This is a genomic window from Mucilaginibacter terrae (genome assembly GCF_042679325.1).
Lineage (GTDB): Bacteria > Bacteroidota > Bacteroidia > Sphingobacteriales > Sphingobacteriaceae > Mucilaginibacter > Mucilaginibacter terrae.
In genome coordinates this window covers 47276-74054 of the sequence record NZ_JBHTMJ010000003.1, presented here as the reverse complement: position 1 = coordinate 74054, position 26779 = coordinate 47276, and the positions used below count along the sequence as shown (strand labels likewise).

Below are 26779 nucleotides of genomic sequence, written 5' to 3'. Positions count from 1 at the left end.
GCCTCCAGTAATACTTACTTAAATGAATAGCTCATCTTTTCAATGTCGATAGCCCGGTTGCTGTTTTGTGTTTTACACCAAAAATAAATCCTGAAAGTTTCAGGTTTTTCCCAATGGCTGGCCGGGTCAAATACCGGAGTTTTTACTACCGGGTAAGAGCCATATTGAAAAGTGCATATTCCATTCTCTGCCCCAATAGTTAAAGGCTGAGTAGTATGCATTATATTACTGATGCCATTACGCGTAGTTTTAAAAACAACCTGATTATTGGCATACATACGGCCGGCATCGGTAGCATTGTCTGCATGAAAAAATAACCGGGTTATTATTCTGCCGTATTTGTCTAATACTTCTATATAGCTACCTCCGCCCCCTTTTTCGCTCAGGTCTTTATCGCCATTGGCATAGTTGTCTTCAAAATTCACTACCGCGCTTATTTTCCACTGTTTAAGTGGCAGTAAAGCATTACCTAAATTTCGGGTAATGGTTTTAACGGTGTTGGCCTGCCGGAAAGTAGCATGCAAATCGGGAGATGATCTTTTATCATACACCCGCTTGTTGGTACGCACAGTCCAAAACTGGCTGTATTTGTTAGTATAATCTTCGGCAGATGTACCCCGCTCCCAGCCATAAATATTATTTTCCACAATTCCGTCGAAAGGTAATCCCGCCAGTAAATCTATATTAGTTGTTTGCGAGGGCTGCTCTGCCGGCCATAAACACGCTGTTGGAATGATAGTTGGCATTTTTCCACTTACCGACCATAACAACGAGAAACTCGTTGACCCTACAGCCTGCTTATACTCTATTTTAACAGGGTAAGCAACATCGTTATTTAACGGTACAGGTGTGCTGGTTTGAGTATTTGTTTTACCCGCCCAATTATCTAACACCAGTTTACCACTTATCCACAGGCGTATATTAGCCAATGAACCGGTTGCAAAGGTGTATGATGCCGTATTGACTGGTTGTATAAAACCGGTTAACCTAACCGATGTTTCCTGATTTTTATTAAGAATTAAAGCCGATGCCGGAACCTGCCTTGTGTTAAACGATGCTGAAGCATTCAAACCTGTATAAAATAGGTTCAGGTTGTTTAGCTGGGTACCGTTGAAGCATTCGGTAAGCAAACCTTGTTTTTTATAGTTGAGAAATACCTTAATAACCTGCCCGGCAATACTGCTAATATTACTTATCTTCCACCGGTGTACACCGCTATGTGTGGCTTCATCGTTATGATATAGATATAAATTGCCGTTAGCACCTTTTACTACACTGGCCGCCATAGCGTTGCCCGCCATTAATGCAGCCCCCTCTTTTTCGCTCATTTGCGGGCCGGTAATACCAAACTGCCCTATAAAAAGACCATCATCATGTACCTGGTTCCATTTGTTAGTTTCGCTACCTTTCCAAAACTCTCCGTAATAGCCCCAAAAAATACTGCGCCCAAGTGCTAAAGCCGCACCTCCGGCATAGCGCACCCCGTTTCCATTATCAAAAGAACCATCTGGAGGAAAATCTCCGCGGTAACCCCGGTGGGTACCGGCAGCTGTTTGCCAGAGCCACTTATTATCACCCATACGTACACCACCCAAATGAGGTTTGGTATTATTCACTACTGATGCCCGCGGGTTAAAAGCAACAAACACATCGGTAGATGTTTTTTCTCCGGTGTAAAGCACTGTTCCGTTCCCTTCATTAAGAGGATCGTTGTTGGTTGCGGGTTGGGTGCTGGCCACTGCCGCATCATTGCCCCATAAAGGATTATTAGCCTGGTCGAAACCATTTAATGTTTGTTTATACCAGGTGTTAGGTGTACCATGCTTAAAGTTGGAGATACGGTAAAGGTTTCCATCATTATCCATGCTATAATTCATAGCTACCATTTTGCCGGTAAACCTTAGCGCACTTTGTGCTGTAAGTTCTATAACCTGCCTAACTATTTTACCCTCTCCACCAATAAGCGCATACGTATGTCTGTTTTTGAGGGTAATAATATCCTTTAGCCTGGTGTATTTACGGTCCCATTCTTTAGGTACCATAGCGCCCCAGTTTTTAACCAGCGTCCACGAACCGTTATGAGGGCCTAAAGTTTTAGCATAATCAATTTTAAACTCCAGGTAGTCGGAAAACACCCGGGCGGCATCGGTACGGTCAACCGTTACACTGTAAGAAGTAGGCAAATACATCACCCGGTTCATGAAAATACGGCTGGCCGAATAATGCTGTAACCTGGCGTTACCCGTGTCTTCTACCCAAAAAGAACCATCGGGCTCAAAGGCAAGGCAGGTTCCGGGTTCGCTACGCATATCGCTGAAATAAAATTTAGTGTTACTAACTGTAGCATTCTGGCTGTACCCGCCTAAGTCGCCGAGCGTCCATATTAATTTCCCCGATTGAGTGCTGTAAGACTTTAATTGTTGACTTTCGCCTCCATCGGCCACTAAAACCGTGGCATCATCGGGCGATACGGCTATAGCCAAGGGCTTTACCAAATCTGGTAGCACTTTATTCACATATTGCAGTGTGCCATCATTGCCTATTTGGTAGCCTAATACGGCCGGCTTACCATTGTTTATACCTAATATCCAGACATGGTTTTTTTTATCGACGGCTATAGCGCTGGGGTTGGTAATGTTGATAGAACTGATGAACTTACCGGTTATTTTGTTGATAACATGTACCTGGTTAAGGTTGGAGTGGGCCGAAAGAAGATATTGCCCGGTGTTTTGTACAGCCAGCGCTTTTATCCTGTCGGGCATCAGTGCTTTCTCCAAAACATTCAAACGGGCTTTGCTCTTGAAAACTGTTAAATCCTGCCCTTCGGCAAAAGAAACCGGTGTATCATTAACTACGCTGGTGGCTTGTATAAAATTACTGTTGGTTTTAATCTCGTACGAAACCCAGTACACCAGTTTACCATCGGTGGCTACGGCATTGCTTTCGATGCCCCCGCTACCCAAAGTTGTTTTTCCTTGCGGGTATTGGGTATTAAATTTTTGGCAGCTACTGCCTTGCTCGTTGTAACCAACTGTGTAATATGCAGTGTTACCAGCAATAGCTATACCCTGTATAGCATTATGCCCCCTAAATATAGTAGGCCCGGTAAACCTGCCCGATGTATTTCCTAACACACCCTCCCAGGTATATTTTACATTATTAGAAAGCACTTTAATTTGATAAGGCGCGGCAGGCATTAAATTACCATCGTTATTAGTACCATCCCAAACCGCATGATGCGTGCCTGCCTCATATTTTATGCCGCTCCACAAGGTGCGCACCAATACACCATTTGCGGTAAATACACCGGCACTGGTTGAGGCGCTTTGCTGCAAGTTAAACTTAAATGGTGTAGAGTGGTAGTAGCCTGGAGAATCAACAGGCATTTGCCTGAAAGAAACACAAACAAATATGGCTAAAATTAAAAATAAGATTACTTTAACTTTAATACGTTTAGTTTTTATAACCATACTTGAATAAATATGAGTAACGCCAATATTTATACTATTAATTTTTTACAGCGCTACGCCGAATAATGAGTCGGCCACTTTTAATGAGCTCCTTTTCGCGTACTGTAAAAGCCTCCCGGCCGCCAAAATCCTGCACCCAATACTTATTGTATTCGGCTATACCAATTTCTTTAAAGTCAGCGTTCATTAAATTTTTACAATGGCCAACGCTTTTAAACCAACCGTTCGATACCTCTGCAATGGTTTCTTGTCCAAAGGCTATATTTTCGCCAATAGCAAAACTTTTATAGCCGTTATAAGTGTAACCGGCGGTTTTTATACGGTCTTCTATGCTCGATCCGTTTTTACCGGTATGGCTAAAGTAACTTCGCTTACTCATGTCTTTGGCATGCCCTTCGGCGGCATCGGTTAAAACATCGTTCCATACCAACGGCCCTACAGGCGGCATGTACACTGTACCGCATTTACAACCCTGCTGCCTTACTTTATTAATGCGGTTTAAAAATTCGTTCTTAAATATTTCGTTAACGGTAGTTGGCTTAATGCCGCTTGCACCTGTTAATACAAGCAAGGCTGTACTACACAACAAACCAATCTTAACCATGAGTTTAAACATAAGTTAATTTAAGACCACAACGCCATTGTAAAGTTTAAATGTACAACAACATTTAAACCCTTACCATCAGTTTTTTTTACTGATATTTTAATATGAATGTATTTAAAAATATTTTGAAATACTTGTAACCCGTTAAGTATAACTATCGTTTAAGGTAATTGTATAATAAATTTTTACCAAGAAATAAATATTGCTTATTTTTAAATCAAATTAATATGTTCACCGTAAATAATATCATCATCGCTTTTTTCGTAACCGGTTTTGCCGGTATTGTTTTCATTACCTATATACTTACCCGCCAGCATAACAAGGTAACCGATTTAATGCAGCTTAATAAAGATGTTCCTCCACTATTTTTACAAAGAGCCACCCAACATAAATTTAACACTATACGTACCAAATTACCTAATGTGCCGAGCGTGCATCACGAAAAAATCAAATCGAAATTAGAGGAACTGGCTGTAAATTTCAGAAACGAAACCATCTGTATTAAAACCTACAATAAAGGCCTCGATCATTTAATGGAGCAGTTGAAGAAGAGTTGCTGATTTCACTTAACCAACTTAATGTGCTTTTATTGCAAATAATAATTTATAATTGCAGAAAAGCATTTTTATGTCTGACGATGCACTGATCAAGCGGCTTAAAGTTATTGTGAAAGAACACGGCGGACAGTTAGGCCTGGCTAAAGCCATTGAGGTTGACCAGGGCTTTATTAGTAAAGTAATTAACCGCAAGCAGGAAATAAGCTATTATCTTATTCGTAAGCTTTGCTTTCAACTTAAATACTCGCCCGAATGGCTGATACTGGGCAGCGGCGATCATAAAGTTCACAAAGCCGAATCGCCCAAGCTTATTACCGAAATACAAATGCTGCGTACCGAGGTTGACATTTTACATGCCCGCATGCGTGCTTACGAGCTACAACTGAACGAATTGCGTAACCAGCAGGTGGATGCGGCACAGCAGACCGGTTAATTAACAGGCAACTCTTCGCTCCTTACTCGTTAAATATTTGTTTATTTGTCGCCTCTATTATGGTTAGTTATTTCGAGGCTTCGCTCCAATCAATTTCGGTTCATCATGTGGGTAATCCTTTACAGGATGAACGCTATGCGCTATCAGACACTCCTCTTTCGTTAAAAGACGAGATTATCCCCGGCCTGCTGATGCAGTACTTTTTAACCCCGTTTGAAAAAACCAACGAAGTTTACCACCTGATGCACCCGGGCGGCGACCTGGAACTGAACGAGATCTACCATTATTGTACCGGTATTTTTGACGACGATACTAAGTTTCATGAACTATCGCAGCAAATTGCCAAGCATTTGTACAGCGTATCGGGCCATCCCAAAATTAAGGCCGGTGAGGTATATATAGGCTATTTTAATGGTGTACAACTGGAAGGTGAACAACTGGATGTCATTGGTATTTTTAAATCGGAAAACAAGGAAACCTTTTTGAAGGTGTACCCGCAGGAAGGCGGCTTTGGAATGGATTACGAGGAGAACGCCATTAACATTAATAAGCTGGATAAAGGCTGCCTAATTTTTAATACCCATAAAATAGACGGTTATAAGGTTGTAGTGATCGATAAAATTAACGGCAGCAATGAGGCCGTGTATTGGAAAGACGATTTTTTAAAGCTCAAGATCCGTAACGATAACTTTAACCAAACCAGCAATACCCTTAGCATCTATAAAAACTTTGTCACCCAAAAGCTGGACGATGAGTTTGAAATGAGCAAGGCCGATAAAATTGACCTGCTTAACCGCTCCATGAAGTATTTTAAGGAGAAGGACACTTTTGAGCTGGACGAGTTTACGGGCGAAGTACTGGGCAACAAAGAAGCTGCGGAATCTTTCAAGAATTATAAAAACCAGTACGAGCAGGAATTTGAAACTAAGATACCCGACACATTCGAGATCTCGGACAATGCCGTTAAAAAGCAAGCCCGGGTTTACAAAAGTGTATTAAAGCTGGATAAGAATTTTCACATTTATATACACGGCGATAAGGAATTGATTGAAAAAGGTTTTGACGATGCCAAAGCCATGAGCTTTTACAAGGTTTATTTTAAGCAGGAAGAGTAGATGAGTGGCAGGTAATAGTGGCAATTAATTTATTCTATAATTGAAGTAGTACGCATTGTGCTACTAAACCAAAAGCTTGTTCAGCTCATCTATTAACGTTTTACTTAAACCGTTAAAGTATCGTTTAATACCATAACCAATTACCCATTGTATGCCCCGGGTTGCATTGGTTATAAATACCTCTTCGGCCTGGTGCAATATATCGGGATTTATTTGCGCTTCGGTTACCGGGATGCCTCGGGCTACACAAATATCAATAATTACCTGCCGCATTATACCTGCCACACACCCTTCGTTAAGGGCAGGCGTGTATAAGTGGTCCTGATACCATACAAACACGTTAGAGCTAATGCTCTCGCACAAGTAACCTTGCTGGTTCAGTAAAAATACATCATCCAGTTTGTGCTCGGTTTTGTACAAACCCGCCATTACATAGGTTAAGGCGTTACAAGTTTTATAGTTTGACAAGAAATTAACCGGTTTCAGCATTTCGGTGTACACATCCATAATGAGCCCTTTCTGGTTAATACGGTATCCCGTCACTTCATCAGGAACCAGCTCCAGGCACCACCCCGATTGGTTTCCGTTGGGCGTGTATAAACCACCCGAATCACGGTAAACGGTTAGCCTTAAACGGCCGTTTCTGGCTTTGTTCCATACGGCTAATTCCTCAGCTTTCTCTTTCAAAAACCAGCTATCCATATTAGAGTAGCCTTCCAGCTTCAAAGCTTTCATTCCTTCCTGAAGGCGTGCAGCATGCAGATCGACAAATTTAAGCTGCCCGTTAACCAGCCGCATACTTTCAAACAGGCCGTCGCCATATTTAAACGCACGGTTACTCACCGTAAGCAAAGCACTATCGGCCGCTAAAAGCTGGCCATTAAAATTAATAAACAAAGGCATCATTTGGTAGTTTAAACAACGGTTCAGGCATTTTGCTCTACCGAGGTGGCAATATATTTTCGCCATTTTTGCAGTACCCCATCAAAGTCGGCGGGCAATGGTGCCTCAAAATAAGTGAACTTGCGGGTTGTAGGGTGTATAAAACCCAGGCTTTGTGCATGTAGTGCCTGCCTTGGCATAATTTCAAAGCAGTTTTCTATAAACTGCTTGTACTTGGTAAAGGTGGTACCCTTTAATATTTTATCGCCACCATACATAGCATCGCTAAACAAAGGGTGTCCAATATGTTTCATGTGCGCCCGTATTTGATGTGTACGGCCGGTTTCCAGCTGGCATTCAATTAAGGTAACATAACCAAAGCGTTCCAGCACCTTGTAATGTGTTACCGACCATTTTCCTTTCTCCTCATCATCATATATGGCCATTACCCGGCGGTCGTTAACGCTGCGGCCTATATAGCCGGTTACGGTGCCATCATGCTCCAGATCGCCCCAGGCCAGGGCCAGGTATTTACGGGCAATGGTGTGTTCAAAAAACTGGCGGGCAAGCCAGGTCATGGCACGTTCGTTCTTACTAATCAATAATAAACCTGAAGTATCCTTATCAATGCGGTGAACCAGTCCTGGCCGGCCGTCGTTACCCGGCAAGGTAGGCAGCTGCTGAAAATGATAAACCAGTCCGTTCACCAGCGTGCCCGTGTAATTATTAAAACCAGGGTGTACCACTAAACCTGCCGGTTTATTCACTACCAATACATCATCATCTTCGTAGGCAATATTCAGCGGAATGTTTTCGGGATACACCTCGGTATCGCGCGGTGGGTGAGGCAATACTACCGATATTATATCCATCGGTTTAACCTTATAACTCGATTTGGCCTGCTTATCGTTCACCAGCACATTACCCAGTTCAATGGCATTTTGGATGCGGTTGCGCGATGCGTTTTCAATGCGGTGCATCAAAAATTTATCCATGCGCAACAGCGACTGGCCCTTATCAACCACAATACGCAGGTGCTCGTACAAATCCTGCTCGTTGGGTTCGTTAAGTGCGTTATCGTTTATCATTAACGCAAAAATAATGGTTTTTTTACGGCTAACGCGGGCGTAAAATTTTTATTACATTTGGCTATGAAAAAACTTCTACTATCCCTTATCACTTTAGTTTCACTCGCATCGTTAAAAGCACAAGCCCAGGGCGATGGTATATCGCAGTTATTGAAAACCGCTCCTGGAGATGCCACTAAATTAATTAACGCTTATGCCGACCCCTTATTTAAAGGATTTGGTACCGGCTTAAACAATGGCTGGACCAACACCGCAAAAACCAAAGGATTACTGCATTTTGAAGCACGAATTTCACTATCGGGTGTGTTTGTACCCTCCAGCGATAAATCGTTCGATGTAACCAAGCTTGGGCTAAACAGCAATATTCGCCCGGTTGCCGGAAGCCCAACCATTACGCCTACCATTGGTGGTAGTAATGATATGAATCCTGCTACTTTAGGAATTTACAATGATCAGAACGTTAAAGTTGATGAATTTAAATTGCCTGGCCGGGTTACTTCCATTGTTCCCGCACCGCAAATTCAGTTAACAGTGGGCTTGATTAAAAGCACCGATCTAACCCTGCGTTATATTCCTAAGGCTAAGCTAAGCGATAATATAGGCTCGGTTGGCATGATAGGTTTTGGCTTAAAACATAACCTGATGGATGACATTTTTGGTGGAGTAGGCGGCAAATTGGTACCTTTTGATTTAGCCATTGCAGCCGGTTACACCCGTTTTAACTATGAACTGCCTTTAGATGTAAAACCAAGCGGCAATAGGGTACCCGATGCAGCCAGCACCACTAAAACCGATTTTAGCAACCAACGTTTTGAAGGACACTTCAGCGGGTTTAATGTACAGGCCATTATCTCTAAAAAGTTGTTGTTCTTTACCCCGTTTGCCGCTGTAGGTTTTAATACGGCTAAAACAGATGTGGGCCTGCGCGGTAATTTCCCTGTGAGCAATGGCTTAGCTACGTACACCGTTTATACCGATCCTGTTAATATCAATAAAAACAGCATCAGCAATTTTAAAGTGGATGCCGGTTTCCAGTTAGACATGGCTTTCTTAAAGTTTTATGCTTCGGGTAGCTTAGGTCAGTATAAATCGGTTACTGCCGGTTTGGGTATAGGCATCTAAACCAATTAATGAATATAGATCTTGAAATTTTCAGCCCAGTTCAGCAATGGCAGCACCCGCTGTTTGCCGCAAAGGGGCTTCATGTTTTCATAAAGCGCGATGACCTGATCCATCCCTTAATATCGGGCAATAAATGGCGTAAGCTTAAATATATATTGCGCAAAGCACAAGCCGAAAACAAAACTCATTTAGTTACTTTTGGAGGGGCTTATTCTAACCATTTATTGGCCACCGCGGCTGCGGCGGCCAGGTTCGGCTTTCAGTCGACCGGTATAGTACGTGGTGAAGAAGTACAAAACGACACCCTGTTTTTATGCCGAATGCATGGTATGAAACTCCTGTTTACCAACCGTGATAGCTACCGCGACAAACCTGCTTTTTTTGAAAGACATTTCGGTGAAGATGAACAGGCTTTTTTCATTGATGAAGGCGGGGCTTGCACCGAGGCCGTACAAGGCTGTAGTGAATTAGTGGCCGAACTGCCACAGGTTTACGATCACATGATTTGTGCCTGCGGTACAGGTACTACCGCTACCGGCATTATTACCGGCTTACATCACAACCAGCTACCTACTCAATTTCATGCCGTACCAGTTTTTAAGAATGGCAGTTTTATAAGGCAGGAAATTGACCGCTACTTAAATTTTGATGCAGATTATCAACTGCACACCAACTACCACTTTGGCGGCTATGCTAAAACCACACCAGAACTAATAACTTTCATACACCACTTTGTAACCACCACCGGCATTTTGATAGAACCTGTTTATACGGGTAAAATGCTTTATGCCCTGCTCAACATGGCTGCTGACAATTACTTTTTGCCCGGCAGTAATATTTTAGCTGTGCATAGCGGCGGCCTATGGGGGCTATTAGGCATGAAAAACAAGTTTAACTTTTAAGCATATTAATACTTCATGTTTATGCAACCCCAGTTATGATGCCCGAACCAGATTAATCAATTATACTCTCTTATCATATTATAATAACTTAAAATCTAATTCTGCTTCAATCAAATTCAAGTATGCTTTGTTAGTATAATTTATTAATTGGACATAAAAAAACAGGTTATCTACCAAATATAATAGCGATAGCTCTATTTGTTTAAAATTCTTGTTTAACGTATTGTTAGTTAACCATATTTCAGAGAATGTATAATAGTCGTTATACACCTGTTATTTGTAATAATATTCTACAGGTTGCTATTTAAACAACACATTCCACTTTTTTCTATTTGTAAGATACTATTATTGTGCTTTCACGTTTTATTAGTGAATATATGGTATTCATTCTTAATACCTGCTAATTGCAATATTGCATAATTCGTTATGCTACTTTAACTAATAAAATAATTTAAGGATCTACTACTACCTGTAAAAAATGAGCAAACAAACGGAGAAATTGAAAAAACAGCTTCTCGAAATTTCTGATGTAATTAATACATTCCAATCTGAAGCCGTACAAGTAAAAATAATTGACAGGCTTTTAGATAATATGATAGAGTGGGATAATGGTGACGAACCGTTCGGTAGAAAAACACGAAATTATAGTGATGAAGGCGCACATCAAAAAGACTCCAGTAGTCGTAAACCAGGTGCTACTAAAGTTTTAAACCAGTTGCTGCAAACCGATTTTTTTGATAAGCCGCATTCTATTGCCGATATAGCCACCTACTGTAAAGACCAATACGATTCAGAATTTAAAACTTCTGAACTTTCGGGTATTCTATTAAAATTATCTAACGAAAGTAAGTTGCGCCGCGAACGAAGTGAAGAGAACAACCGTTTTGAATACGTGAGAGCATCTTAAAGCTCAAAAATTACATAGAAATAAGAGACAAGAAACAAGAGACAAGAAATTTTTACTGAACCTTTTCTTGGTTCTTGTATCTTGTCTCTTTCCTTCCTCTATTTCAAGTCAAACAAACTTTCAACGCCTAATATTTTACGTGAGGTAAACCCTTCGGCATACCTGGCTTGTATAGACCTCCCAAATTCGCGGTCGCGCGCTTCAACATTATTGATAAACTCTGGCGAGGAAATGTAGGTTTGTGGTTCATCTTCCCAATCGGGATTATGAAACTGTGAACCAAATGCCATAATACTCGCTATTTTCGTATCCCAATAATCGCTTATATCTACTAAAATATCGGGCTTTATATACATATCCTGTATAAAGTGCAGTAGTTGCTTTGGTCGCCATGCCTCTTGCAATTTACCGTTATCAAAGGTTTCTATTTTACGTAAGCCCGCTAAAAAGCAGGCCGTTTGCACCAGGTCGCTCGCCCGGCCATGATCGGGGTGACGATCAAAATAGGCATTGGTGATCACAATTTCGGGCTGGTAGCGGCGTATAACCTCCACTATTTTAAGCTGGTACTCGGGCGTATTCTGAAAAAAACCATCGGGCAAGCCTAAATTATCGCGTACAGCCAAATTCAAGATTTTACTTGCTGCTTCGGCTTCCCTGGCACGTATTTCGGGCGTTCCGCGGGTGCCCAGTTCGCCCCGGGTTAAATCAACGATACCCGATTTTTTGTCCATAGCATTGTGCTTCAGGATAATACCGGCGCAGCCCAGCTCAGCATCATCGGGGTGAACCGGCAATACTAAAATATCAAGCTTAATCATGTTGTTGCATAAACCTCTTGTGCCGATAGCAGTTGACCTATTTTTTTCCTGATTTTGCCAGATGTAGGTTTAGTAAAAGGATAAAAGAAATCTATTACATGTCCGTTACGGTCTACCAGGTATTTATGAAAGTTCCATATAGGTGCCGATTGAACACGCCCGTTTTCTTTTTTGCTTCCCAAAAAGCGAAATAAAGGATGTGCATTAAGCCCCTTTACACGCAATTTACGGAATACAGGGAAATGTGCGCCGTAGTTGATACTGCAAAATTTACCAATGGTAGAATCTGTTAATGGCTCTTGTCCCCCAAAATCGTTGGAAGGGAAAGCCAGTATTTCAAAGTCCTGACCTTCAAATTCATGCCTGAGTGTTTCCAGCTCTTTAAGCTGTGGGGTAAAGCCGCATTGCGAGGCTGTGTTAACAATTAATAAAACTTTGTTTTTATAATCGTTCAAGTTCACTTCTTCACCGTTTAGCTTTTGAACGCTAAACTGGTAAATACTTTGTTCGTTCATTTAATTGTATCTGTTGGAATAATAGCCGGCCTGGCGTAATATGGCTTCAATATCACGTTCCTGATCAGGGTCGTAAGTTTCTTTTAAATTATGGCCAAATATACGTGCTACCGATTGAAACATAAAGGCATGAAAACCTCCTTTTAATTGCTTGGCCAGTTCGTAACTGGTAGTACCCACTTCGCGGTCAATTAGTTTGATCAAAATTTCGCCCTGGGTAATGGTTAAGTCTTTAACTTTTGTATTAAACAACTCTTTTACTTGTGTTTCACATGCTTTAATTAATTCTTTTTGTTTACCCTTATCGGCAGTAACGGCCAGGTCGCGTTGCAACTGGCGGTATTTATCACCGGCAATGCGGGCATAAGGTATTACTTTAAAAACATTGTATTTTAAACGGTAAAAAGCTTTGCGGTCGGCTTCGGTTTTAAAGATCCTTACGCCGTTAACAGGTACTTCATGTAACACTACCCATGGAACCAATTCCCCGTCAAGGTCGGTTAAATATGTTTGTATGGTATCATTTTTGCCTACCTTAAGGCGAGGCGGCTGATTTTGAGACATGGCAGGCCCCAGTACACAGCAAAACAATAGCATCAAACCGATATATTTCATATATTTACTTATACAAAATTAGTGCTATTTTTTAGTGTTTTAAAAATAACCTGCAATTAATTTATTTGTTGCGGTAAAATGATATAAAGATAACAAACGCTTAGTAATGAAAGATTTAGTGATTGATCTGGAAGCCGAAAAAGCGGAAATATTAAAAAGATACCGTGCTTTACTGCGTGCATCAAAGTCTACCCTGCAAAAAGGGGACAAAACAATGATACGTAAGGCCTTTGATATTGCCCTGGAAAGCCATGCTGCCATGCGCCGCAAATCGGGCGAGCCGTATATATACCATCCTATTGCCGTAGCACAAATTGCCGCCGAAGAAATAGGCCTGGGTACCACCTCTATTGTATGCGCTTTGCTGCACGATGTGGTAGAAGATACCGATATCACCTTAGAAGACATTGAACGCGAGTTTGGTAAAAAAGTAGCCAAAATTATAGATGGCCTAACCAAAATATCGGGGGTTTTTGATACCAATAGTTCGCTGCAGGCCGAAAACTTCCGCAAGATGCTGCTTACCCTGGCCGATGATGTGCGGGTGATTTTGATTAAACTGGCCGACCGCCTGCATAACATGCGTACCATGGAGTTTATGCCGCGCGATAAGCAGCTCAAGCTCTCATCGGAAACGGTGTATTTGTATGCCCCATTGGCACATCGCCTGGGCTTGTATGCCATTAAGTCGGAACTGGAAGACCTTTCTATGAAATATATGGAACAGGAAACCTACCAGTTCATTAAGAAAAAGCTCAACGAGAAAAAGGCCGAACGCGAAAAGTTTGTTCAGGATTTTATTGAACCCATAAAAAGCGTGCTGGAAAGCCAGGGGCTGCACGCCGATATATTCGGCCGCCCTAAATCCATCCATTCCATTTGGAATAAGATGAAGAAAAAGGCTATTCCGTTTGAGGAAGTATATGATCTGTTTGCTATCCGTATTATTTTAGATAGTGCCACAGACATGGAAAAGGCTGATTGCTGGAAGGCATATTCTATAGTAACCGACTCGTACCGCCCGAACCCCGACAGGTTGCGCGACTGGGTATCATCACCTAAAGCAAACGGTTACGAATCGTTACATACCACCGTAATGGGTCCGCGTGGCCAATGGGTAGAAGTACAGATCCGAACCAAGCGCATGAACGAGATTGCTGAAAAAGGTTTTGCCGCACATTGGAAATATAAAGAGTCATCAAGCGATAGCGGTTTAGATCTGTGGATCCACAAGGTACGCGAACTATTACGTAACCCTGATAGTAACGCGCTCGACTTTCTGGATGATTTTAAAATGAACTTGTTTAGCGACGAGATCTTCATTTTTACACCGAAAGGTGCCTTGATCCAATTGCCATCCACCGCCACTGCGCTCGATTTTGCATTTGAGATCCACTCTGATGTGGGTGCCAGTTGTATAGGCGCTAAAGTAAACCATAAACTGGTTCCGCTGAACTATAACCTACAGAACGGCGACCAGGTGGAGATCATCACCTCCAGTAAGCAAACACCCAAGGAAGACTGGCTAAATATTGTGGTTACGGCTAAGGCCAAAGCAAAGATCAAATCATCGTTAAAAGAAGAAAAGCGCAAGATAGCGGAGGATGGTAAGGAGATATTAGAGCGTAAACTCAAGTCGCTAAAAATCACTTATAACTCCGATAATATCCATAAGTTATCTTATCATTTCAAGTTATCTTCTACCCAGGATTTGTTTTACAACGTGGCTAAGGGTATTATCGACCTTAAAGACCTGAAAGAATACCAGGCTATTGACCGTGCGGTAGAAAACAAACCACAAGATAAAATAGACCCGGAACAGGTGCAAAGCCTGATGCGTAATGTTAAAGCTAAAGACAGTGATATACTGCTTATTGGCGAAGACATGCAAAAGATAGATTACAAACTGGCTTCGTGTTGCAATCCTATACCAGGTGATGATGTGTTCGGCTTTATTACAGTAAGCGAAGGTATTAAAGTACACCGCACTAACTGCCCTAACGCCGCAAAATTAATGGCTAATTACGGTTACCGCATTTTAAAAGCCCGGTGGACCACACAGCATGAACTGGCCTTTTTAACAGGCCTACGCATTACCGGTATAGACGATGTAGGATTAATTAACAAACTAACCACCGTTATATCACACGATTTTAAGGTGAATATGCGTTCTATTACCGTTGACAGCGATAACGGTATTTTTGAGGGTACCATAATGGTTTATGTGAACGATACTCATCACCTGGACAATCTTATTAAACACCTCAAACAAATTAAAGGCGTAACCGGCGTAACCCGGTTTGATTCGGCTGCCAGCGCCAGGCCGTTCGAAAAAGCGTCGTAAAAAGAGTATAGAATACAGAATCAAGAGTACAGAGCAGGGTATGCATCCCACTAATCGATTTTACATTCTCCTGTCTTGATTCTTGACTCTGTACTCTTTATTCTATTGTATATTTTCTACCTTTGAATCTCGTTAACCTACTTTAATATTATGCCTCTACAGGAAACCATTGATATGGTTAAAAAAATTTTCGAGGCGTATCTCGAAAATAAAAGTTTGCGTAAAACGCCCGAGCGCTTTGCCATTCTGGAAGAAATTTACTCGCGAAGTGATCACTTTGATGTGGAATCGTTATACATCCACATGAAAAATAAAAAGTACCGGGTAAGCCGCGCCACGGTATATAACACCCTCGAACTGTTGGTATCGTGCGATTTGGTGACCAAGCACCAGTTTGGTAAAAATATGGCCCAGTTCGAAAAATCATACGGCTACAAACAGCACGATCACATTATTTGCATTGATTGCGGTAAAGTGGTAGAGTTTTGCGACCCTCGCATTCAGCAAATACAAAGCATGATGGGCGATTTGTTGAAGTTTGAAATTAAGCACCACTCTTTAAATTTATACGGCAATTGCAGTAAATTAAAAGAGGGTTACTGCGATAGAAGAAATTAAGCCATAATGGATAAACCAACGCTATCGAAGCAAGCTTTTTGGGATGTTGATATGAACAATATTGACTATAATAAGCATGCGCGGTACGTTATTGAAAAGGTAATTGACCGAGGTTCGTTTGATGATTTCCTGGCATTAAAAAACTTTTACGGTAATGAAAAAATCAGGAAAGAAATTGTAAATGCAAGTTGGATTGGCGATAAAGAAATTTACTTTTGCTGTGCAATATTTGATCTTGAACCAAGAGACTTTAAATGCTACATAAAGAAACAGTTGAACCCGGAACTTTGGGTTTACTGAAAGAATTAATGCAACTACCGGAACTGGAACAATTCAGATTAGTTGGTGGCACGGCATTATCTTTATTTTTAGGCCACCGAAGTTCAATAGATTTAGACCTGTTTACCGACACGGCTTTCGACAAAGAAAACATTATTTTTGAACTCTCAAGCAAATACGCTTCCTTCACCTTTCAGGAAATAAAAAGTCCCCGTTTATTTTTCGCTTACATTAACAACGTTAAAGTAGACTTTGTAACTACCTTTGAAAAGTTTACATATAATAGCGATGTACAAGAAGATATTAGATTTGCATCGGTAGAAGATATTATTGCACTCAAACTCAATGCTATTGCCGGCCGTGGTGCTAAAAAAGACTTTTGGGATATTTACGAATTGTTAAATCATTATGATTTTAACAAAATGCTCAGCTTTTATGAGAACAGGTATCCTAATAATTCCTTAATGATGGTATTAAAGTCCATGACTTATTTTGTTGAAGCAGACATGCAACCTGATCCGCATTGCTTCAAAAATTTAGAATGGAAAAAGATCAAGAAAGAAATTACACAACAAATTAATATATATATTAAGACAAAAAATTAAATGGCTGTTGATGTTTTATTAGGCCTCCAATGGGGCGACGAAGGCAAGGGAAAAATTGTTGATGTATTGAGTGCAGGATATGACCTGATCGCCCGCTTTCAGGGCGGCCCAAATGCCGGGCACACCTTAGAGTTCGACGGCAAAAAATTCGTACTGAACACCATCCCTTCGGGTATATTTTTCGATAACACCATGAACCTGATTGGTAATGGTGTGGTAATTGACCCTATTACCCTGAAAAAGGAGTTGGACAAGCTGAAAGACGCCGGTCATGACCTGTTGGCCAAAAAGAATTTGATGATCGCTAAAAAGGCGCATTTGATCCTTCCTACTCACCAATTGCTGGATGCCGCCAACGAGAAAAAAATGGGCGAAGGCAAAATTGGTTCTACCTTAAAGGGTATTGGCCCAACATATATGGATAAAACCGGACGTAACGGTTTACGAATAGGCGATATTACCCTGCCCGATTTTAAAGAACGTTATGACAAACTCGTACAAAAACACACGTCTATGTTAGAAGCCTTGTATGGCGATGTGGTGGATTTCAGCGAGCGTGAAGCAGCATTTTTTGAGGCTTTGGAATTGCTGAAACAGTTCCCGCTGGTTGATTCGGAGCATTTGGTGAACGATTACCTGAAACAAGGTAAAAAAGTTTTAGCCGAAGGTGCACAAGGCGCTTTGCTGGATATTGATTTTGGATCGTACCCCTTTGTAACCTCCTCAAACACTACTACAGCCGGCGCTTGTACCGGTTTAGGTATTGCTCCGAGCAAAATAGGCGAAGTGATAGGCATTTTTAAAGCTTATTGCACCCGTGTAGGTGGCGGCCCCTTCCCTACCGAGTTAGATAATGATTTGGGCGAAGAATTGCGCCAGATAGGTCACGAATTTGGTGCAACTACCGGTCGTCCGCGCCGCACGGGCTGGATAGATCTTCCGGCTTTAAAGTATGCCATTATGCTTAACGGTGTTACCCAATTGGTAATGACCAAAGCTGATGTATTAAGCGGTTTTGAAAAAATTTATGCTTGTACCCACTATAACTACCAGGGCGAAGTGATTGATTACATGCCGTACGATATTTGTACTATAAAGCCCGAGCCGGTATTAAAAGAGATAGATGGCTGGCACGAAGATATTACCAGCATTACCGAATTAAATGAGATTCCTGCCAAGCTGCAATCTTACATCGATTTTTTAGAGGCGGAATTAGAAGTGCCGGTTAAATATTTGTCTGTTGGCCCGAATAGGGTTCAAACTTTGGTTTTACATTAGTTTAACCAACCTGTTAATGCGAGTTTTAATCCATGAGTTAAAACGTAAAATGACAGCTATGTAAGTTTGTCAGTGTCTGAGCTTGTAAATAGCTTATACATTGCCAAGTGTTCAACAAGCGCATACTTACAGCACAAGCTGCCTCATGCAAGTACCAAAGTAATGACAACCAAATACATTAAAAGGCCGGAACTCCGGCCTTTTAATGTAAGTACTATTTTTGCATAAATGATCTTTCAGGCAGCTAATATTCAACTTTTTAAACAGCAGGCCATGCAATGGGCTGCCTCGTTTGAGGTGTGCTGTTATTTAGACAGCAATCATCATACTGGTGCTTACGCTGAATTTGATGCATTAATAGCCGTTGGGGTAACAAATGAGGTAACAGCCCAAGCAGGGGAAGCGTTTAAAGCTTTGGCACAATTCCGGCAAAAATATACCGGTTGGATAACCGGCTTCTTGGGGTATGATCTTAAAAACGAACTTGAACAGTTAACCTCTCAAAACTCGGACAACCTCCAATTTCCCGATCTATACTTTTTTGTTCCAAAATATTTGTTGATTATCCGTAGTAACGAAGTAGAGATTATTGCAGATAATACACAGCAGGTATGGGAACTTATCCATCAGCAAAACATTGCGACTCCCTATCATTTTCCTAAACTTAAACTACAATCGCGTTTTAGCAAGCAGGAATATATAGATACGTTTGACCACATCAGGCAACACATTATACGCGGTGATATTTATGTCACCAACTTTTGTCAGGAGTTTTTTGCAGAAGAAGCCTTTGTTGATCCTTTAACAATCTTCCAGGAACTGAACCGGCTCTCCCCCACCCCTTTTGCCAGCTTTTTTAAATATCACCAGCAATATATTTTGTGTGCTTCGCCCGAAAGGTTTATGGCCAAACGAGGTAATAAACTTATTTCACAGCCTATCAAAGGTACGGCCAAGCGGGGTAGAACAATAGAGGAAGATGAAGAGATTAAACTCGCACTTCGTAGTAATACCAAAGAGCAGCAGGAAAACGTGATGATAGTTGACCTGGTACGTAACGATTTAACCAGATCGGCAGAAGCCGGAACTGTACGAACTGAAGAATTATTTGGCATCTACAGTTTTGAACAGGTACACCAAATGATTTCTACGGTTACCTGCCAGTTGCAAGAGGGGCTTTCACCAGTGGAAGCTATCCGTAATACTTTCCCTATGGGTAGCATGACCGGGGCACCCAAGCTAAGCGCTATGCAATTAATGGAGCATTATGAGCGCACACGCCGAGGAGTTTACTCTGGGGCTATAGGTTATATAGGCCCTAATGATAATTTCGATTTTAACGTGGTAATACGTACAATTTTGTATAATTCAGCTAATCAATACTTATCATTTCAGGTGGGTAGTGCCATTACTTTTGACGCAGATGCCGAGCAGGAATATGCGGAATGCTTATTGAAAGCGCAGGCTATTTTGCAGGTGTTAAGCCCCCTCCTAAAACCTCCCCGGGAGGGAGGACTTTGATTTTCGATTACTCCCTAAAACAAAAAATGCCATTTCGAATGGATAACGAGAAACCTTGTTTTGACTGACGGGCACGCCGAGTCTACTTAAACAAAATCTCTCATAACTGTTCGAGATGACAAATATGTGGATGTGTTATCCATTAACACACCCCTACCCTTCTCAAGAGGGGAATAGAAATAAGTTTAAAACTTCAGGTGCTTTACCGTTAAACCGTTATTGATCAGTTGCTTCAACGATTCAATACCCACCTTCAGGTGTGTTTCTACATACTGTTCGGTTACTTTTGAATCGCTTTCGGCTGTTTTAACACCTTCAGGGATCATTGGCTGATCGGATACGAGCAGCAATGCGCCGGTAGGTATTTTATTGGCAAAACCTGTAGTAAAAATAGTGGCGGTTTCCATATCAATGGCCATGGCACGCAGTACTTTCAAATACTTCTTAAATTCTTTATCATGTTCCCAAACGCGGCGGTTAGTGGTGTAGCAGGTACCTGTCCAGTAATCCTTGCCCATATCGCGTATAGTGGTTGAGATGGCTTTCTGTAGCGCAAACGAAGGCAGTGCGGGTACTTCGGCAGGCATATAATCGTTTGATGTACCCTCGCCGCGGATGGCTGCTATAGGCAGAATAAGGTCACCTACATTGTTTTTCTTTTTTAGGCCGCCACATTTGCCTAAAAATATAACCGCTTTAGGGTGTATAGCGGTTAGCAGGTCCATTACCGTAGCGGCAACCGAACTCCCCATACCAAAATTGATCATGGTGATGCCATTGGCCGATACGCTTTGCATAGGTTTATCCAAACCCATAATAGGCGCCTCATCATGCCATTGTGAAAACAGGGTGAGGTACTTGGAAAAATTAGTGAGAATAATGTATCCGCCGAAATCCTTCAAAGTTCTTCCTGTGTAGCGTGGTAACCAGTTCTCCACTATCGATTCCTTGGTTTTCAAACCATTCTTTATAGGCGTTTGCACTTCCTTTACCTTTTTAGATTGCTCCACTATCGCAGCATCCTTGTTCACATCCATTTCTTCATTCATATTCTTTCTCCTTTTTTAATTAATGTTTTGTTGCCGCTAAGTGTTAGGTGTACACGAAAACCTCCGGGTTTACCGGACAATTTTAAGACATCACTGTTAGCTGAGCGTTGTTATAATGTATTGGTTACAATAATTCGGCGGGCATTATGAGCGCTTTTGTAACCAGTTATGAAGGATATTTCCCTTCAAAAATCTATAGATACGACAAACCCCGGCGTTTCACCAGGGTTCGTGTTTTGTATATGAGATTTTACAAATATACGCAATTAAGAGTCAACTTGTATTAAGCTACCTTCAATTTTTTCAAATCCGATTTTTCAAATTTATCTAAAGCGTAATCTAAATTAACAACAAGCCTTTTTACATCCTTTTTAGATGGAAATTCGAACATGGCATCAATCATAATGGCTTCGCATATAGAGCGCAAACCACGTGCGCCTAATTTGAACTCCATAGCCTTATCAACAATAAAATCGAGCACATCGTTATCAAACTCCAGCTTTACACCTTCATATTCAAACAGCTTTTTATATTGCTTTAATAATGAATTTTTAGGCTGGGTTAATATATTGAATAAAGCTTCCCTATCCAATGGGTTCAAATGCGTTAGTACCGGTAAACGACCAATCAATTCAGGAATTAAACCGAATGATTTAAGGTCTTGCGGGGTAATATACTTGTACAGGTTTTTGGTATCTATATCGTTATCCTCGTGCTTTAACCTATATCCAACGGTTTGAGTACGCAGGCGGTTAGCTATTTTACGGTCGATACCGTCAAATGCACCACCGCAAATAAACAGGATGTTGCTGGTATTCACTGAGATCATTTTCTGATCGGGGTGTTTACGGCCACCTTGCGGCGGTACGTTTACCATGGTACCTTCTAATATTTTCAATAAGGCTTGTTGCACACCCTCGCCCGATACATCGCGCGTGATGGAAGCATTATCACTTTTTCGGGCAATTTTATCTACCTCATCAATATAAACAATGCCTTTCTCGGCAGCGGCCACATCATAATCTGCTGCTTGTAATAAACGTGTTAAAATACTTTCCACATCCTCGCCCACGTAACCGGCTTCGGTTAATACTGTAGCGTCAGATATACAGAAAGGTACATTTAATACTTTAGCAATGGTTTTGGCCAGTAAGGTTTTACCCGTACCGGTTTCGCCTACCATCATAATGTTCGATTTTTCAATCTCTACCTCGTCTTTTTCCACATGCTGGTTAAGGCGTTTATAATGGTTGTAAACAGCTACGGCCAATACCTTTTTGGCATCGTCCTGACCGATTACATACTGATCGAGGTGGGCTTTAATTTCAGAAGGTTTAAGCACAGTAGGTGCAGATGAAGAAGATTTAACCTTACGAACTTTCAGTTCTTCGGCTAAGATCTCATTGGCCTGGTTCACGCATTTATCGCAAATATGTGCATCCAGTCCAGCTATCAGCATAAGGGAATCCTGCTTTCCGGCTCCACAAAACGAACACCTGATTTCCTTGCTGTTTTTGGTCATCTGATTGAGATTTGGTAATCAAAAGTAAATATAAATACCGGTCTATTTTAAGTACAAACCTAAAATAAACCGGTTTAATTTTTTAACAATAATTATTTATCGCCATTGCGACCTAATACCTCATCAACCATGCCAAATTCTTTGGCTTCAGACGCTATCATCCAATGGTCACGATCAGATGCATCCCAAACTTTTTGGTAAGGTGCGCCACTGTGTTTAGCGATAATCTCATAAAGCTCAACTTTCAGTTTCTGAATTTCGCGGGCGGTAATCTCAATATCTGAGGCCTGACCTTGCGCGCCACCCAAAGGCTGGTGGATCATTACACGTGAGTGCGGCAAAGCCGAACGTTTACCTTCCGAACCTGCACACAACAATACCGCAGCCATTGAAGCGGCCATGCCTGTACAAATGGTTGCTACATCGTTAGAGATGTATTGCATGGTATCATATATACCTAATCCTGCATAAACCGAACCACCCGGTGAGTTAATATAAATCTGTATATCGCGTTTGGCATCCGCCGATTGTAAGAACAACAATTGAGCCTGAATGATATTGGCAATGTTTTCATAAATGGCATCTCCTAAAAAGATGATACGATCCATCATTAAACGCGAGAACACGTCCATTTGAGCTACGTTCAATTGACGCTCTTCAATAATGTAAGGCGTCATATCAACCGGGTGGGCAATAGCCATAGGCATTTGTTTGTGCTCCACGCTCGAAATATATTTATCAACAAAAATGCTGTTGATACGGTGGTGCTTTACCGCGTATTTACGGAATTCGTTTTTATCAATGTTCATTGTATGTTAAGATATTTAAATTTAAATGCGCAATCCGGCGCATGCGGTAAATATAGTTTTTAGTTGAACTTTATAGCTATATAGTGCATTAATATTTGAAAATATCACCTTAAAACTACAAAAGTTGTTTGAAGAAAAAATGCTTGTTTGTTATCCCGTAACGACAGTGAGAGATCTTGGGCAATTAGCAAAGTTTCGAACTATCGTTTGAACAAGATTTCTCGTTAGCACTCGAAATGACATATTGGGTTACAGAAATATATTATTTCCAAAAAACGTAACCCTAACCATTGCAGGCAAACTAAGTTGTGAAAAAAACAAAAGCAACCTGTAATGAGGTTGCTTTTGTAATATTACTTAAAGCCCTCCATTTCAGGGGAGGGTTGAGTGGGGTTATAATTTACTGAACTCGTCAAAAGTGATATCTTGTTCATTAAGGGTTACAATACTTTTCAGGTATTGAAACACTTTAAGAGATTTTGCCTCCTCAAAAATACGGTTGGCGTTTTCTTTATCCTGTAAAAATTGTACAGCGTACTGGCCTAACTGCTCTTCGCCAATAGGCTGCGGACTGTACATCCTGAACTGGGCATCTATACGTTGTTTAGCCAGGTCTAACACGTCGGTATATTCTACCTTAATGTTATTATCGCGAATGATCCTGTTACCTATCAATGTCCATTTCAGGTTTTTGGCAAAATCATCATACCCGCCGGCTAATTCTTCGTCACTCAATTTTTCATTAGTGGCTTTTAACCAGCGTTTCAAAAATTCGTCGGGCAGTTCAAAGTTGATCTTGTTAAGCACATAAGTGTACATTTCTGCTTGCAGCTTATTATCTGCATCCTGAACCATCATACTTTCCAGTTCATGGGTGATCTTAGCACGGAACTCTTCCTCAGTAGTTACCGTACCTTCTTCAAATATTTTGTCAAAGAACGCCTGGTCCAGATCGCTTTCTGATAAACGGTTCACGTTTTTAACCGTTAACTCAAACTTCGATTTTAAATCAGCAGCTTCTGTTTCTTCAATTTTTAATAAGCCTGCTACTTTAGCAGCATCGTTATCAAAAGCTTCCTGAAGATCTATTTCAACAACATCATCTTTCTTTAAACCAATTAAAGTTGCTTTTACAGCTTCATTTTTAATCTGATCTAAACGTACAGAGGTAATGTTGCTAATACCGTCTTCAAAAACAGAACCATCCGGCGAAAGTTGCTTTAACTCGGCATATAGCACGTCATCATCTGCCGATACGTCAGGGTTTGTCATTTTACCATAGCTCTTACGCAGGTTTTTAATACGTGAAGCTAACGTTTCGTCATCTACTTTAATTTTATAAACAGGCAGGTTATCTTGCGATGAAAAATCAACATTAAATTCTGGAGCTAAGCCTACTTCGTAGTTAAACTCAAATTTGTCATTAAAATCCCAATTATAAATTTTATTTTCGTTAAGCTGTGGTAAGGGCTGACCTAAAACCTCCAGTTGCTGCTCGTTCAGATAATTGTTAAGCGTATCCGATAACAGGGTGTTGATCTCTTCAACCAGTATGTTTTTGCCATACATGCGTTTAATATGCGAAACCGGCACCATACCCTTACGAAAACCAGGGATAGCGGCTTTTTTAGCCTGGTCTTTCATTGCCTTCTCTACACGCGCCTGATAATCTTCGGTGTCTATGTTGATCCTGATAACTGCGTTGAGGCTATCTTTCTTTTCCTGTGATATATTCATAATTTATACCTTGATAATAGTATTTAACTAACCAGCGGATACCAGCCATAGCCAGTTGTGGTTTTGGAGTGCAAAGGTATGTAATTAATTTTTTATTTAGATTAATTTATCAACAGTTCCTTAACACAGATTTTTCATTATTGAGTTTATATCGCTGTAAACTTAAATAAAGATTAAGTGTTAACTTATTATAAATTACAACATGAAAAAATTTGTTTTATGGCTTTGTTTAGCCACTATTATAACTGTATCGGTATTTGAGGGGTGCAAAATGCGCCGTTCGGGTACCATTGCAAAAAATAGTGCTGTGCCGGCCAATACCAGCAATACCGATTCGAGCGGCACATCGCCCAGTATAAAGCTAACGCCATCGCCGGTACCTAATACCAGGCCCAACCCTATTCCAAATCCACCACCGCCAAATCCGCCTATGTAACCTCACCTAAATCCTCTCCAAAGGAGAGGACTTTAAAAATACAATCTTAACTCCCTCTCCTTTGGAGAGGGCCGGGGTGAGGTTACTGTACCTTATTCAAAGAGGAAGCACCCGATTTATGCTCTTCTACTTTAGATGGATTTCCACGATATTCTATAGCAGATACACCTTTGGTATCGGTTTTTAATTCTTTGAGCACATTGATCTGGCAGTTGGATGAGCCCGAAGAGTTAATATTGTAATTGCCTACTATAAATTCGAGCGCATGTAGTTTGCCCACGCCCGATACCTTAACATGGTGCGATGCAGCCTGGCCTTTTAAAAATATTTCTGTGGCACCACGGGCCTCTGTACGAACTTCGGCGGCACTCAGGTCCATATCTATTTTACTGGCTCCCGAAAAATCCAGGTTAATGTTTTGCACATTAATACGTCCTTCAGCTGTTAGTTCAACTGCACCCGCGCTTTTGATCTCTTCCAGATATTTAATACCTACATTTACAATAATGGGCCCGTCGCCGCAAAAGTCTTTACGGGTATAAATGCGCAGCTTATTGCCATTTACCTGGGTGCGTACATATTTCATAATGTTATCATCGGCCATAACGGTTAACGACAATGAGCTATCTTGTTTAATATTGATCTTAAAACCACCCGAAATATCGATCTTACTAAAGTTGGCGATCTTACGGTTTTCGGTTACCTTATTGCCCGACCCTTTAATACAACCCATGTGGCAGGATGAAATTATAGAAAGGCTGATACCGGCTAATATAATGGCGATGAATGAGATATGCTTTTTCATACTATATTTTTGTAGTGTGACGATTAATTTGCGGTTGAAGTTACACCAAAAATAAAAAAAGCCATCCCACAAAGGATAGCTTTTCATAAATATATATAGAACTTTAAAAGTGCGGATTAGATGCCGGCTAATTCCTGGGCTTTAGGTGCAATATATGCTATGTTGTTTAATATCATTTTGCCGGTTTTTAACGCAGTACTGTTTACTGTAGCCGAACGATCGTGAGTTAAATAACATTCTTGTACATCACCTTTAATGTCGGCTTTAGCGCGGTCGTTTATGTTGATGTTAGCAGTAAACATATTCACATCTAATTTTGCGGTTGCATTGTTATACAGGTTAAGGTCCAGGTTAATGGCCGATAGTTTACCAAAAGTTTTAATTTCAGCATTATCATAAGCGGTTAACGAGCGCAGATCGCTTACAGTTATCCAAACCACTAATTTTTCGTTTTTGTAAGAGGCGATGCGCAGTACGCCGTTACGGTTTTGCACCATGGCGCTTTCGCTGTAATATTTGTTATAAACTTTCACCTGGTCGGTTACACCATCCGAAATAAATACTTCCACATTACCACGAACTTCTATTTTGCTGAAGTTGGCTGCTTCGGTTAAAACGATGGCATTTTTATCTTCTGTATGGGTAGTTGCAAACGCGGTATTGCTGGTTGATATTACTAAAGCTACTAAAGTGATAAGGGTTAAAAATTGAGTTTTCATGATTATAATGTTTTGATTATCAGTAA

Annotated in this window: 26 protein-coding genes; 13 read left to right on the top strand and 13 right to left on the bottom strand. The window is 41.0% G+C overall.

All coding sequences use genetic code 11. The features are described from left to right. Nucleotides 1–14: 14 nt before the first annotated feature. Both ACFQ3S_RS02335 and ACFQ3S_RS02330 read right to left on the bottom strand, forming a co-directional pair. Nucleotides 15–3470 carry a PA14 domain-containing protein gene (locus ACFQ3S_RS02335; protein WP_377160847.1) on the bottom strand — a complete coding sequence of 1152 codons (3456 nt, stop codon included), beginning with the start codon at nucleotides 3468–3470 and terminating at the stop codon, nucleotides 15–17. A gap of 37 nt (nucleotides 3471–3507) precedes the next feature. After that, nucleotides 3508–4074 (bottom strand): CAP domain-containing protein, encoded by a 567-nt coding sequence (locus ACFQ3S_RS02330; RefSeq protein ID WP_377160845.1) that lies wholly within the window; start codon nucleotides 4072–4074, stop codon nucleotides 3508–3510. A 227-nt stretch (nucleotides 4075–4301) separates the two neighbouring features. Here ACFQ3S_RS02330 and ACFQ3S_RS02325 point away from each other — a divergent pair, with 227 nt between their 5' ends. The 3 genes from ACFQ3S_RS02325 to ACFQ3S_RS02315 all read left to right on the top strand — a co-directional run bounded on the left by ACFQ3S_RS02325 (nucleotide 4302) and on the right by ACFQ3S_RS02315 (nucleotide 6179). Then, entirely contained in the window at nucleotides 4302–4634 is a 333-nt protein-coding gene (locus ACFQ3S_RS02325) for a hypothetical protein (protein ID WP_377160843.1), read from the top strand. A 67-nt stretch (nucleotides 4635–4701) separates the two neighbouring features. Then, the gene (locus ACFQ3S_RS02320; RefSeq protein ID WP_377160840.1) at nucleotides 4702–5064 is read left to right on the top strand and encodes a hypothetical protein; all 363 of its coding nucleotides are present in this window, start codon (nucleotides 4702–4704) and stop codon (nucleotides 5062–5064) included. Between the two features lie 59 nt (nucleotides 5065–5123). Further along, nucleotides 5124–6179 carry a nucleoid-associated protein gene (locus ACFQ3S_RS02315; RefSeq protein ID WP_377160838.1) on the top strand — a complete coding sequence of 352 codons (1056 nt, stop codon included), beginning with the start codon at nucleotides 5124–5126 and terminating at the stop codon, nucleotides 6177–6179. A gap of 63 nt (nucleotides 6180–6242) precedes the next feature. Here ACFQ3S_RS02315 and ACFQ3S_RS02310 read toward each other — a convergent pair whose 3' ends face one another. Then, entirely contained in the window at nucleotides 6243–7085 is an 843-nt protein-coding gene (locus tag ACFQ3S_RS02310; protein WP_377160835.1) for an aminotransferase class IV, read from the bottom strand. A 20-nt stretch (nucleotides 7086–7105) separates the two neighbouring features. After that, nucleotides 7106–8149: an RluA family pseudouridine synthase gene (locus ACFQ3S_RS02305; protein ID WP_377160832.1), complete on the bottom strand. Its 1044-nt coding sequence runs from the start codon at nucleotides 8147–8149 to the stop codon at nucleotides 7106–7108. Between the two features lie 63 nt (nucleotides 8150–8212). Here ACFQ3S_RS02305 and ACFQ3S_RS02300 point away from each other — a divergent pair, with 63 nt between their 5' ends. From ACFQ3S_RS02300 to ACFQ3S_RS02290, 3 genes are all read left to right on the top strand, one after another. Continuing rightward, nucleotides 8213–9271: a DUF6588 family protein gene (locus ACFQ3S_RS02300; protein WP_377160830.1), complete on the top strand. Its 1059-nt coding sequence runs from the start codon at nucleotides 8213–8215 to the stop codon at nucleotides 9269–9271. A gap of 8 nt (nucleotides 9272–9279) precedes the next feature. Next, nucleotides 9280–10173, top strand: a complete 894-nt coding sequence (locus ACFQ3S_RS02295) for a 1-aminocyclopropane-1-carboxylate deaminase/D-cysteine desulfhydrase (protein ID WP_377160828.1) — start codon at nucleotides 9280–9282, stop codon at nucleotides 10171–10173. Between the two features lie 478 nt (nucleotides 10174–10651). Then, nucleotides 10652–11080, top strand: coding sequence for a hypothetical protein (locus tag ACFQ3S_RS02290; protein ID WP_377160826.1), 429 nt, complete (start codon nucleotides 10652–10654; stop codon nucleotides 11078–11080). Between the two features lie 98 nt (nucleotides 11081–11178). Here the strand turns inward: ACFQ3S_RS02290 and bshB1 are convergent, their stop codons facing one another. Genes bshB1 through ACFQ3S_RS02275 form a run of 3 tightly spaced genes read right to left on the bottom strand, consistent with a single transcriptional unit; the run spans nucleotide 11179 to nucleotide 12980 of the window. Further along, nucleotides 11179–11898, bottom strand: a complete 720-nt coding sequence (gene bshB1 / locus ACFQ3S_RS02285) for a bacillithiol biosynthesis deacetylase BshB1 (protein WP_377161838.1) — start codon at nucleotides 11896–11898, stop codon at nucleotides 11179–11181. Continuing rightward, nucleotides 11898–12416, bottom strand: coding sequence for a glutathione peroxidase (locus ACFQ3S_RS02280; RefSeq protein ID WP_377160824.1), 519 nt, complete (start codon nucleotides 12414–12416; stop codon nucleotides 11898–11900). The genes bshB1 and ACFQ3S_RS02280 overlap by 1 nt, the downstream gene beginning before the upstream one ends. Next, on the bottom strand, nucleotides 12417–12980 hold the full coding sequence (locus ACFQ3S_RS02275; RefSeq protein WP_377160821.1) for a DUF4294 domain-containing protein: 564 nt from the start codon (nucleotides 12978–12980) through the stop codon (nucleotides 12417–12419). 157 nt (nucleotides 12981–13137) lie between these two features. Between ACFQ3S_RS02275 and ACFQ3S_RS02270 the strand changes: the two genes are divergently transcribed. The 6 genes from ACFQ3S_RS02270 (at nucleotide 13138) to ACFQ3S_RS02245 (ending at nucleotide 19676) form a co-directional block, all read left to right on the top strand. Next, nucleotides 13138–15375: a RelA/SpoT family protein gene (locus ACFQ3S_RS02270; RefSeq protein ID WP_377160818.1), complete on the top strand. Its 2238-nt coding sequence runs from the start codon at nucleotides 13138–13140 to the stop codon at nucleotides 15373–15375. Between the two features lie 150 nt (nucleotides 15376–15525). Then, entirely contained in the window at nucleotides 15526–15993 is a 468-nt protein-coding gene (locus tag ACFQ3S_RS02265; RefSeq protein ID WP_377160815.1) for a Fur family transcriptional regulator, read from the top strand. Between the two features lie 6 nt (nucleotides 15994–15999). Next, a complete protein-coding gene (locus tag ACFQ3S_RS02260; RefSeq protein WP_377160813.1) occupies nucleotides 16000–16293 on the top strand; it encodes a DUF6922 domain-containing protein in 294 nt (97 codons plus the stop codon). Then, on the top strand, nucleotides 16248–16877 hold the full coding sequence (locus ACFQ3S_RS02255) for a nucleotidyl transferase AbiEii/AbiGii toxin family protein (RefSeq protein ID WP_377160811.1): 630 nt from the start codon (nucleotides 16248–16250) through the stop codon (nucleotides 16875–16877). The genes ACFQ3S_RS02260 and ACFQ3S_RS02255 overlap by 46 nt, the downstream gene beginning before the upstream one ends. Then, entirely contained in the window at nucleotides 16878–18155 is a 1278-nt protein-coding gene (locus ACFQ3S_RS02250; RefSeq protein WP_377160809.1) for an adenylosuccinate synthase, read from the top strand. 228 nt (nucleotides 18156–18383) lie between these two features. Continuing rightward, the gene (locus ACFQ3S_RS02245) at nucleotides 18384–19676 is read left to right on the top strand and encodes an anthranilate synthase component I family protein (RefSeq protein ID WP_377160806.1); all 1293 of its coding nucleotides are present in this window, start codon (nucleotides 18384–18386) and stop codon (nucleotides 19674–19676) included. Nucleotides 19677–19861: 185 nt separating this feature from the next. Here the strand turns inward: ACFQ3S_RS02245 and ACFQ3S_RS02240 are convergent, their stop codons facing one another. From ACFQ3S_RS02240 to tig, 4 genes are all read right to left on the bottom strand, one after another. Further along, nucleotides 19862–20725, bottom strand: coding sequence for an AMP nucleosidase (locus ACFQ3S_RS02240; protein ID WP_377160803.1), 864 nt, complete (start codon nucleotides 20723–20725; stop codon nucleotides 19862–19864). Nucleotides 20726–21008: 283 nt separating this feature from the next. Continuing rightward, nucleotides 21009–22247, bottom strand: a complete 1239-nt coding sequence (gene clpX, locus ACFQ3S_RS02235) for an ATP-dependent Clp protease ATP-binding subunit ClpX (RefSeq protein WP_377160801.1) — start codon at nucleotides 22245–22247, stop codon at nucleotides 21009–21011. 92 nt (nucleotides 22248–22339) lie between these two features. Continuing rightward, entirely contained in the window at nucleotides 22340–23056 is a 717-nt protein-coding gene (clpP, locus tag ACFQ3S_RS02230; protein WP_377160798.1) for an ATP-dependent Clp endopeptidase proteolytic subunit ClpP, read from the bottom strand. Nucleotides 23057–23449: 393 nt separating this feature from the next. Then, nucleotides 23450–24793, bottom strand: coding sequence for a trigger factor (tig, locus tag ACFQ3S_RS02225; protein ID WP_377160795.1), 1344 nt, complete (start codon nucleotides 24791–24793; stop codon nucleotides 23450–23452). A 202-nt stretch (nucleotides 24794–24995) separates the two neighbouring features. On the opposite strand from tig, the gene ACFQ3S_RS02220 reads away from it, so the two are divergent. Next, nucleotides 24996–25229: a hypothetical protein gene (locus ACFQ3S_RS02220; protein ID WP_377160793.1), complete on the top strand. Its 234-nt coding sequence runs from the start codon at nucleotides 24996–24998 to the stop codon at nucleotides 25227–25229. A gap of 82 nt (nucleotides 25230–25311) precedes the next feature. Here ACFQ3S_RS02220 and ACFQ3S_RS02215 read toward each other — a convergent pair whose 3' ends face one another. Together ACFQ3S_RS02215 and ACFQ3S_RS02210 are read right to left on the bottom strand one after the other, a co-directional pair. Next, nucleotides 25312–26034: a head GIN domain-containing protein gene (locus tag ACFQ3S_RS02215; RefSeq protein ID WP_377160790.1), complete on the bottom strand. Its 723-nt coding sequence runs from the start codon at nucleotides 26032–26034 to the stop codon at nucleotides 25312–25314. A 116-nt stretch (nucleotides 26035–26150) separates the two neighbouring features. Continuing rightward, nucleotides 26151–26753, bottom strand: coding sequence for a GIN domain-containing protein (locus ACFQ3S_RS02210; RefSeq protein WP_377160788.1), 603 nt, complete (start codon nucleotides 26751–26753; stop codon nucleotides 26151–26153). Between the last annotated feature and the right edge of the window lie 26 nt (nucleotides 26754–26779).

What these genes read in the sequence shown, in the direction of transcription:
- ACFQ3S_RS02290 (WP_377160826.1), top strand. Translation starts at nt 10,652, where the DNA reads ATGAGCAAACAAACGGAGAAATTGAAAAAACAGCTTCTCGAAATTTCT.
- ACFQ3S_RS02310 (WP_377160835.1), bottom strand. Translation starts at nt 7,085, where the DNA reads ATGATGCCTTTGTTTATTAATTTTAATGGCCAGCTTTTAGCGGCCGAT.
- ACFQ3S_RS02315 (WP_377160838.1), top strand. Translation starts at nt 5,124, where the DNA reads ATGGTTAGTTATTTCGAGGCTTCGCTCCAATCAATTTCGGTTCATCAT.
- ACFQ3S_RS02335 (WP_377160847.1), bottom strand. Translation starts at nt 3,470, where the DNA reads ATGGTTATAAAAACTAAACGTATTAAAGTTAAAGTAATCTTATTTTTA.
- ACFQ3S_RS02325 (WP_377160843.1), top strand. Translation starts at nt 4,302, where the DNA reads ATGTTCACCGTAAATAATATCATCATCGCTTTTTTCGTAACCGGTTTT.
- ACFQ3S_RS02280 (WP_377160824.1), bottom strand. Translation starts at nt 12,416, where the DNA reads ATGAACGAACAAAGTATTTACCAGTTTAGCGTTCAAAAGCTAAACGGT.
- ACFQ3S_RS02270 (WP_377160818.1), top strand. Translation starts at nt 13,138, where the DNA reads ATGAAAGATTTAGTGATTGATCTGGAAGCCGAAAAAGCGGAAATATTA.
- ACFQ3S_RS02295 (WP_377160828.1), top strand. Translation starts at nt 9,280, where the DNA reads ATGAATATAGATCTTGAAATTTTCAGCCCAGTTCAGCAATGGCAGCAC.
- ACFQ3S_RS02245 (WP_377160806.1), top strand. Translation starts at nt 18,384, where the DNA reads ATGATCTTTCAGGCAGCTAATATTCAACTTTTTAAACAGCAGGCCATG.
- clpP (WP_377160798.1), bottom strand. Translation starts at nt 23,056, where the DNA reads ATGAACATTGATAAAAACGAATTCCGTAAATACGCGGTAAAGCACCAC.
- ACFQ3S_RS02300 (WP_377160830.1), top strand. Translation starts at nt 8,213, where the DNA reads ATGAAAAAACTTCTACTATCCCTTATCACTTTAGTTTCACTCGCATCG.
- tig (WP_377160795.1), bottom strand. Translation starts at nt 24,793, where the DNA reads ATGAATATATCACAGGAAAAGAAAGATAGCCTCAACGCAGTTATCAGG.
- ACFQ3S_RS02275 (WP_377160821.1), bottom strand. Translation starts at nt 12,980, where the DNA reads ATGTCTCAAAATCAGCCGCCTCGCCTTAAGGTAGGCAAAAATGATACC.
- ACFQ3S_RS02305 (WP_377160832.1), bottom strand. Translation starts at nt 8,149, where the DNA reads ATGATAAACGATAACGCACTTAACGAACCCAACGAGCAGGATTTGTAC.
- ACFQ3S_RS02220 (WP_377160793.1), top strand. Translation starts at nt 24,996, where the DNA reads ATGAAAAAATTTGTTTTATGGCTTTGTTTAGCCACTATTATAACTGTA.
- ACFQ3S_RS02215 (WP_377160790.1), bottom strand. Translation starts at nt 26,034, where the DNA reads ATGAAAAAGCATATCTCATTCATCGCCATTATATTAGCCGGTATCAGC.
- ACFQ3S_RS02330 (WP_377160845.1), bottom strand. Translation starts at nt 4,074, where the DNA reads ATGGTTAAGATTGGTTTGTTGTGTAGTACAGCCTTGCTTGTATTAACA.
- ACFQ3S_RS02240 (WP_377160803.1), bottom strand. Translation starts at nt 20,725, where the DNA reads ATGAATGAAGAAATGGATGTGAACAAGGATGCTGCGATAGTGGAGCAA.
- clpX (WP_377160801.1), bottom strand. Translation starts at nt 22,247, where the DNA reads ATGACCAAAAACAGCAAGGAAATCAGGTGTTCGTTTTGTGGAGCCGGA.
- ACFQ3S_RS02255 (WP_377160811.1), top strand. Translation starts at nt 16,248, where the DNA reads ATGCTACATAAAGAAACAGTTGAACCCGGAACTTTGGGTTTACTGAAA.
- ACFQ3S_RS02250 (WP_377160809.1), top strand. Translation starts at nt 16,878, where the DNA reads ATGGCTGTTGATGTTTTATTAGGCCTCCAATGGGGCGACGAAGGCAAG.
- ACFQ3S_RS02320 (WP_377160840.1), top strand. Translation starts at nt 4,702, where the DNA reads ATGTCTGACGATGCACTGATCAAGCGGCTTAAAGTTATTGTGAAAGAA.
- ACFQ3S_RS02210 (WP_377160788.1), bottom strand. Translation starts at nt 26,753, where the DNA reads ATGAAAACTCAATTTTTAACCCTTATCACTTTAGTAGCTTTAGTAATA.
- ACFQ3S_RS02265 (WP_377160815.1), top strand. Translation starts at nt 15,526, where the DNA reads ATGCCTCTACAGGAAACCATTGATATGGTTAAAAAAATTTTCGAGGCG.
- ACFQ3S_RS02260 (WP_377160813.1), top strand. Translation starts at nt 16,000, where the DNA reads ATGGATAAACCAACGCTATCGAAGCAAGCTTTTTGGGATGTTGATATG.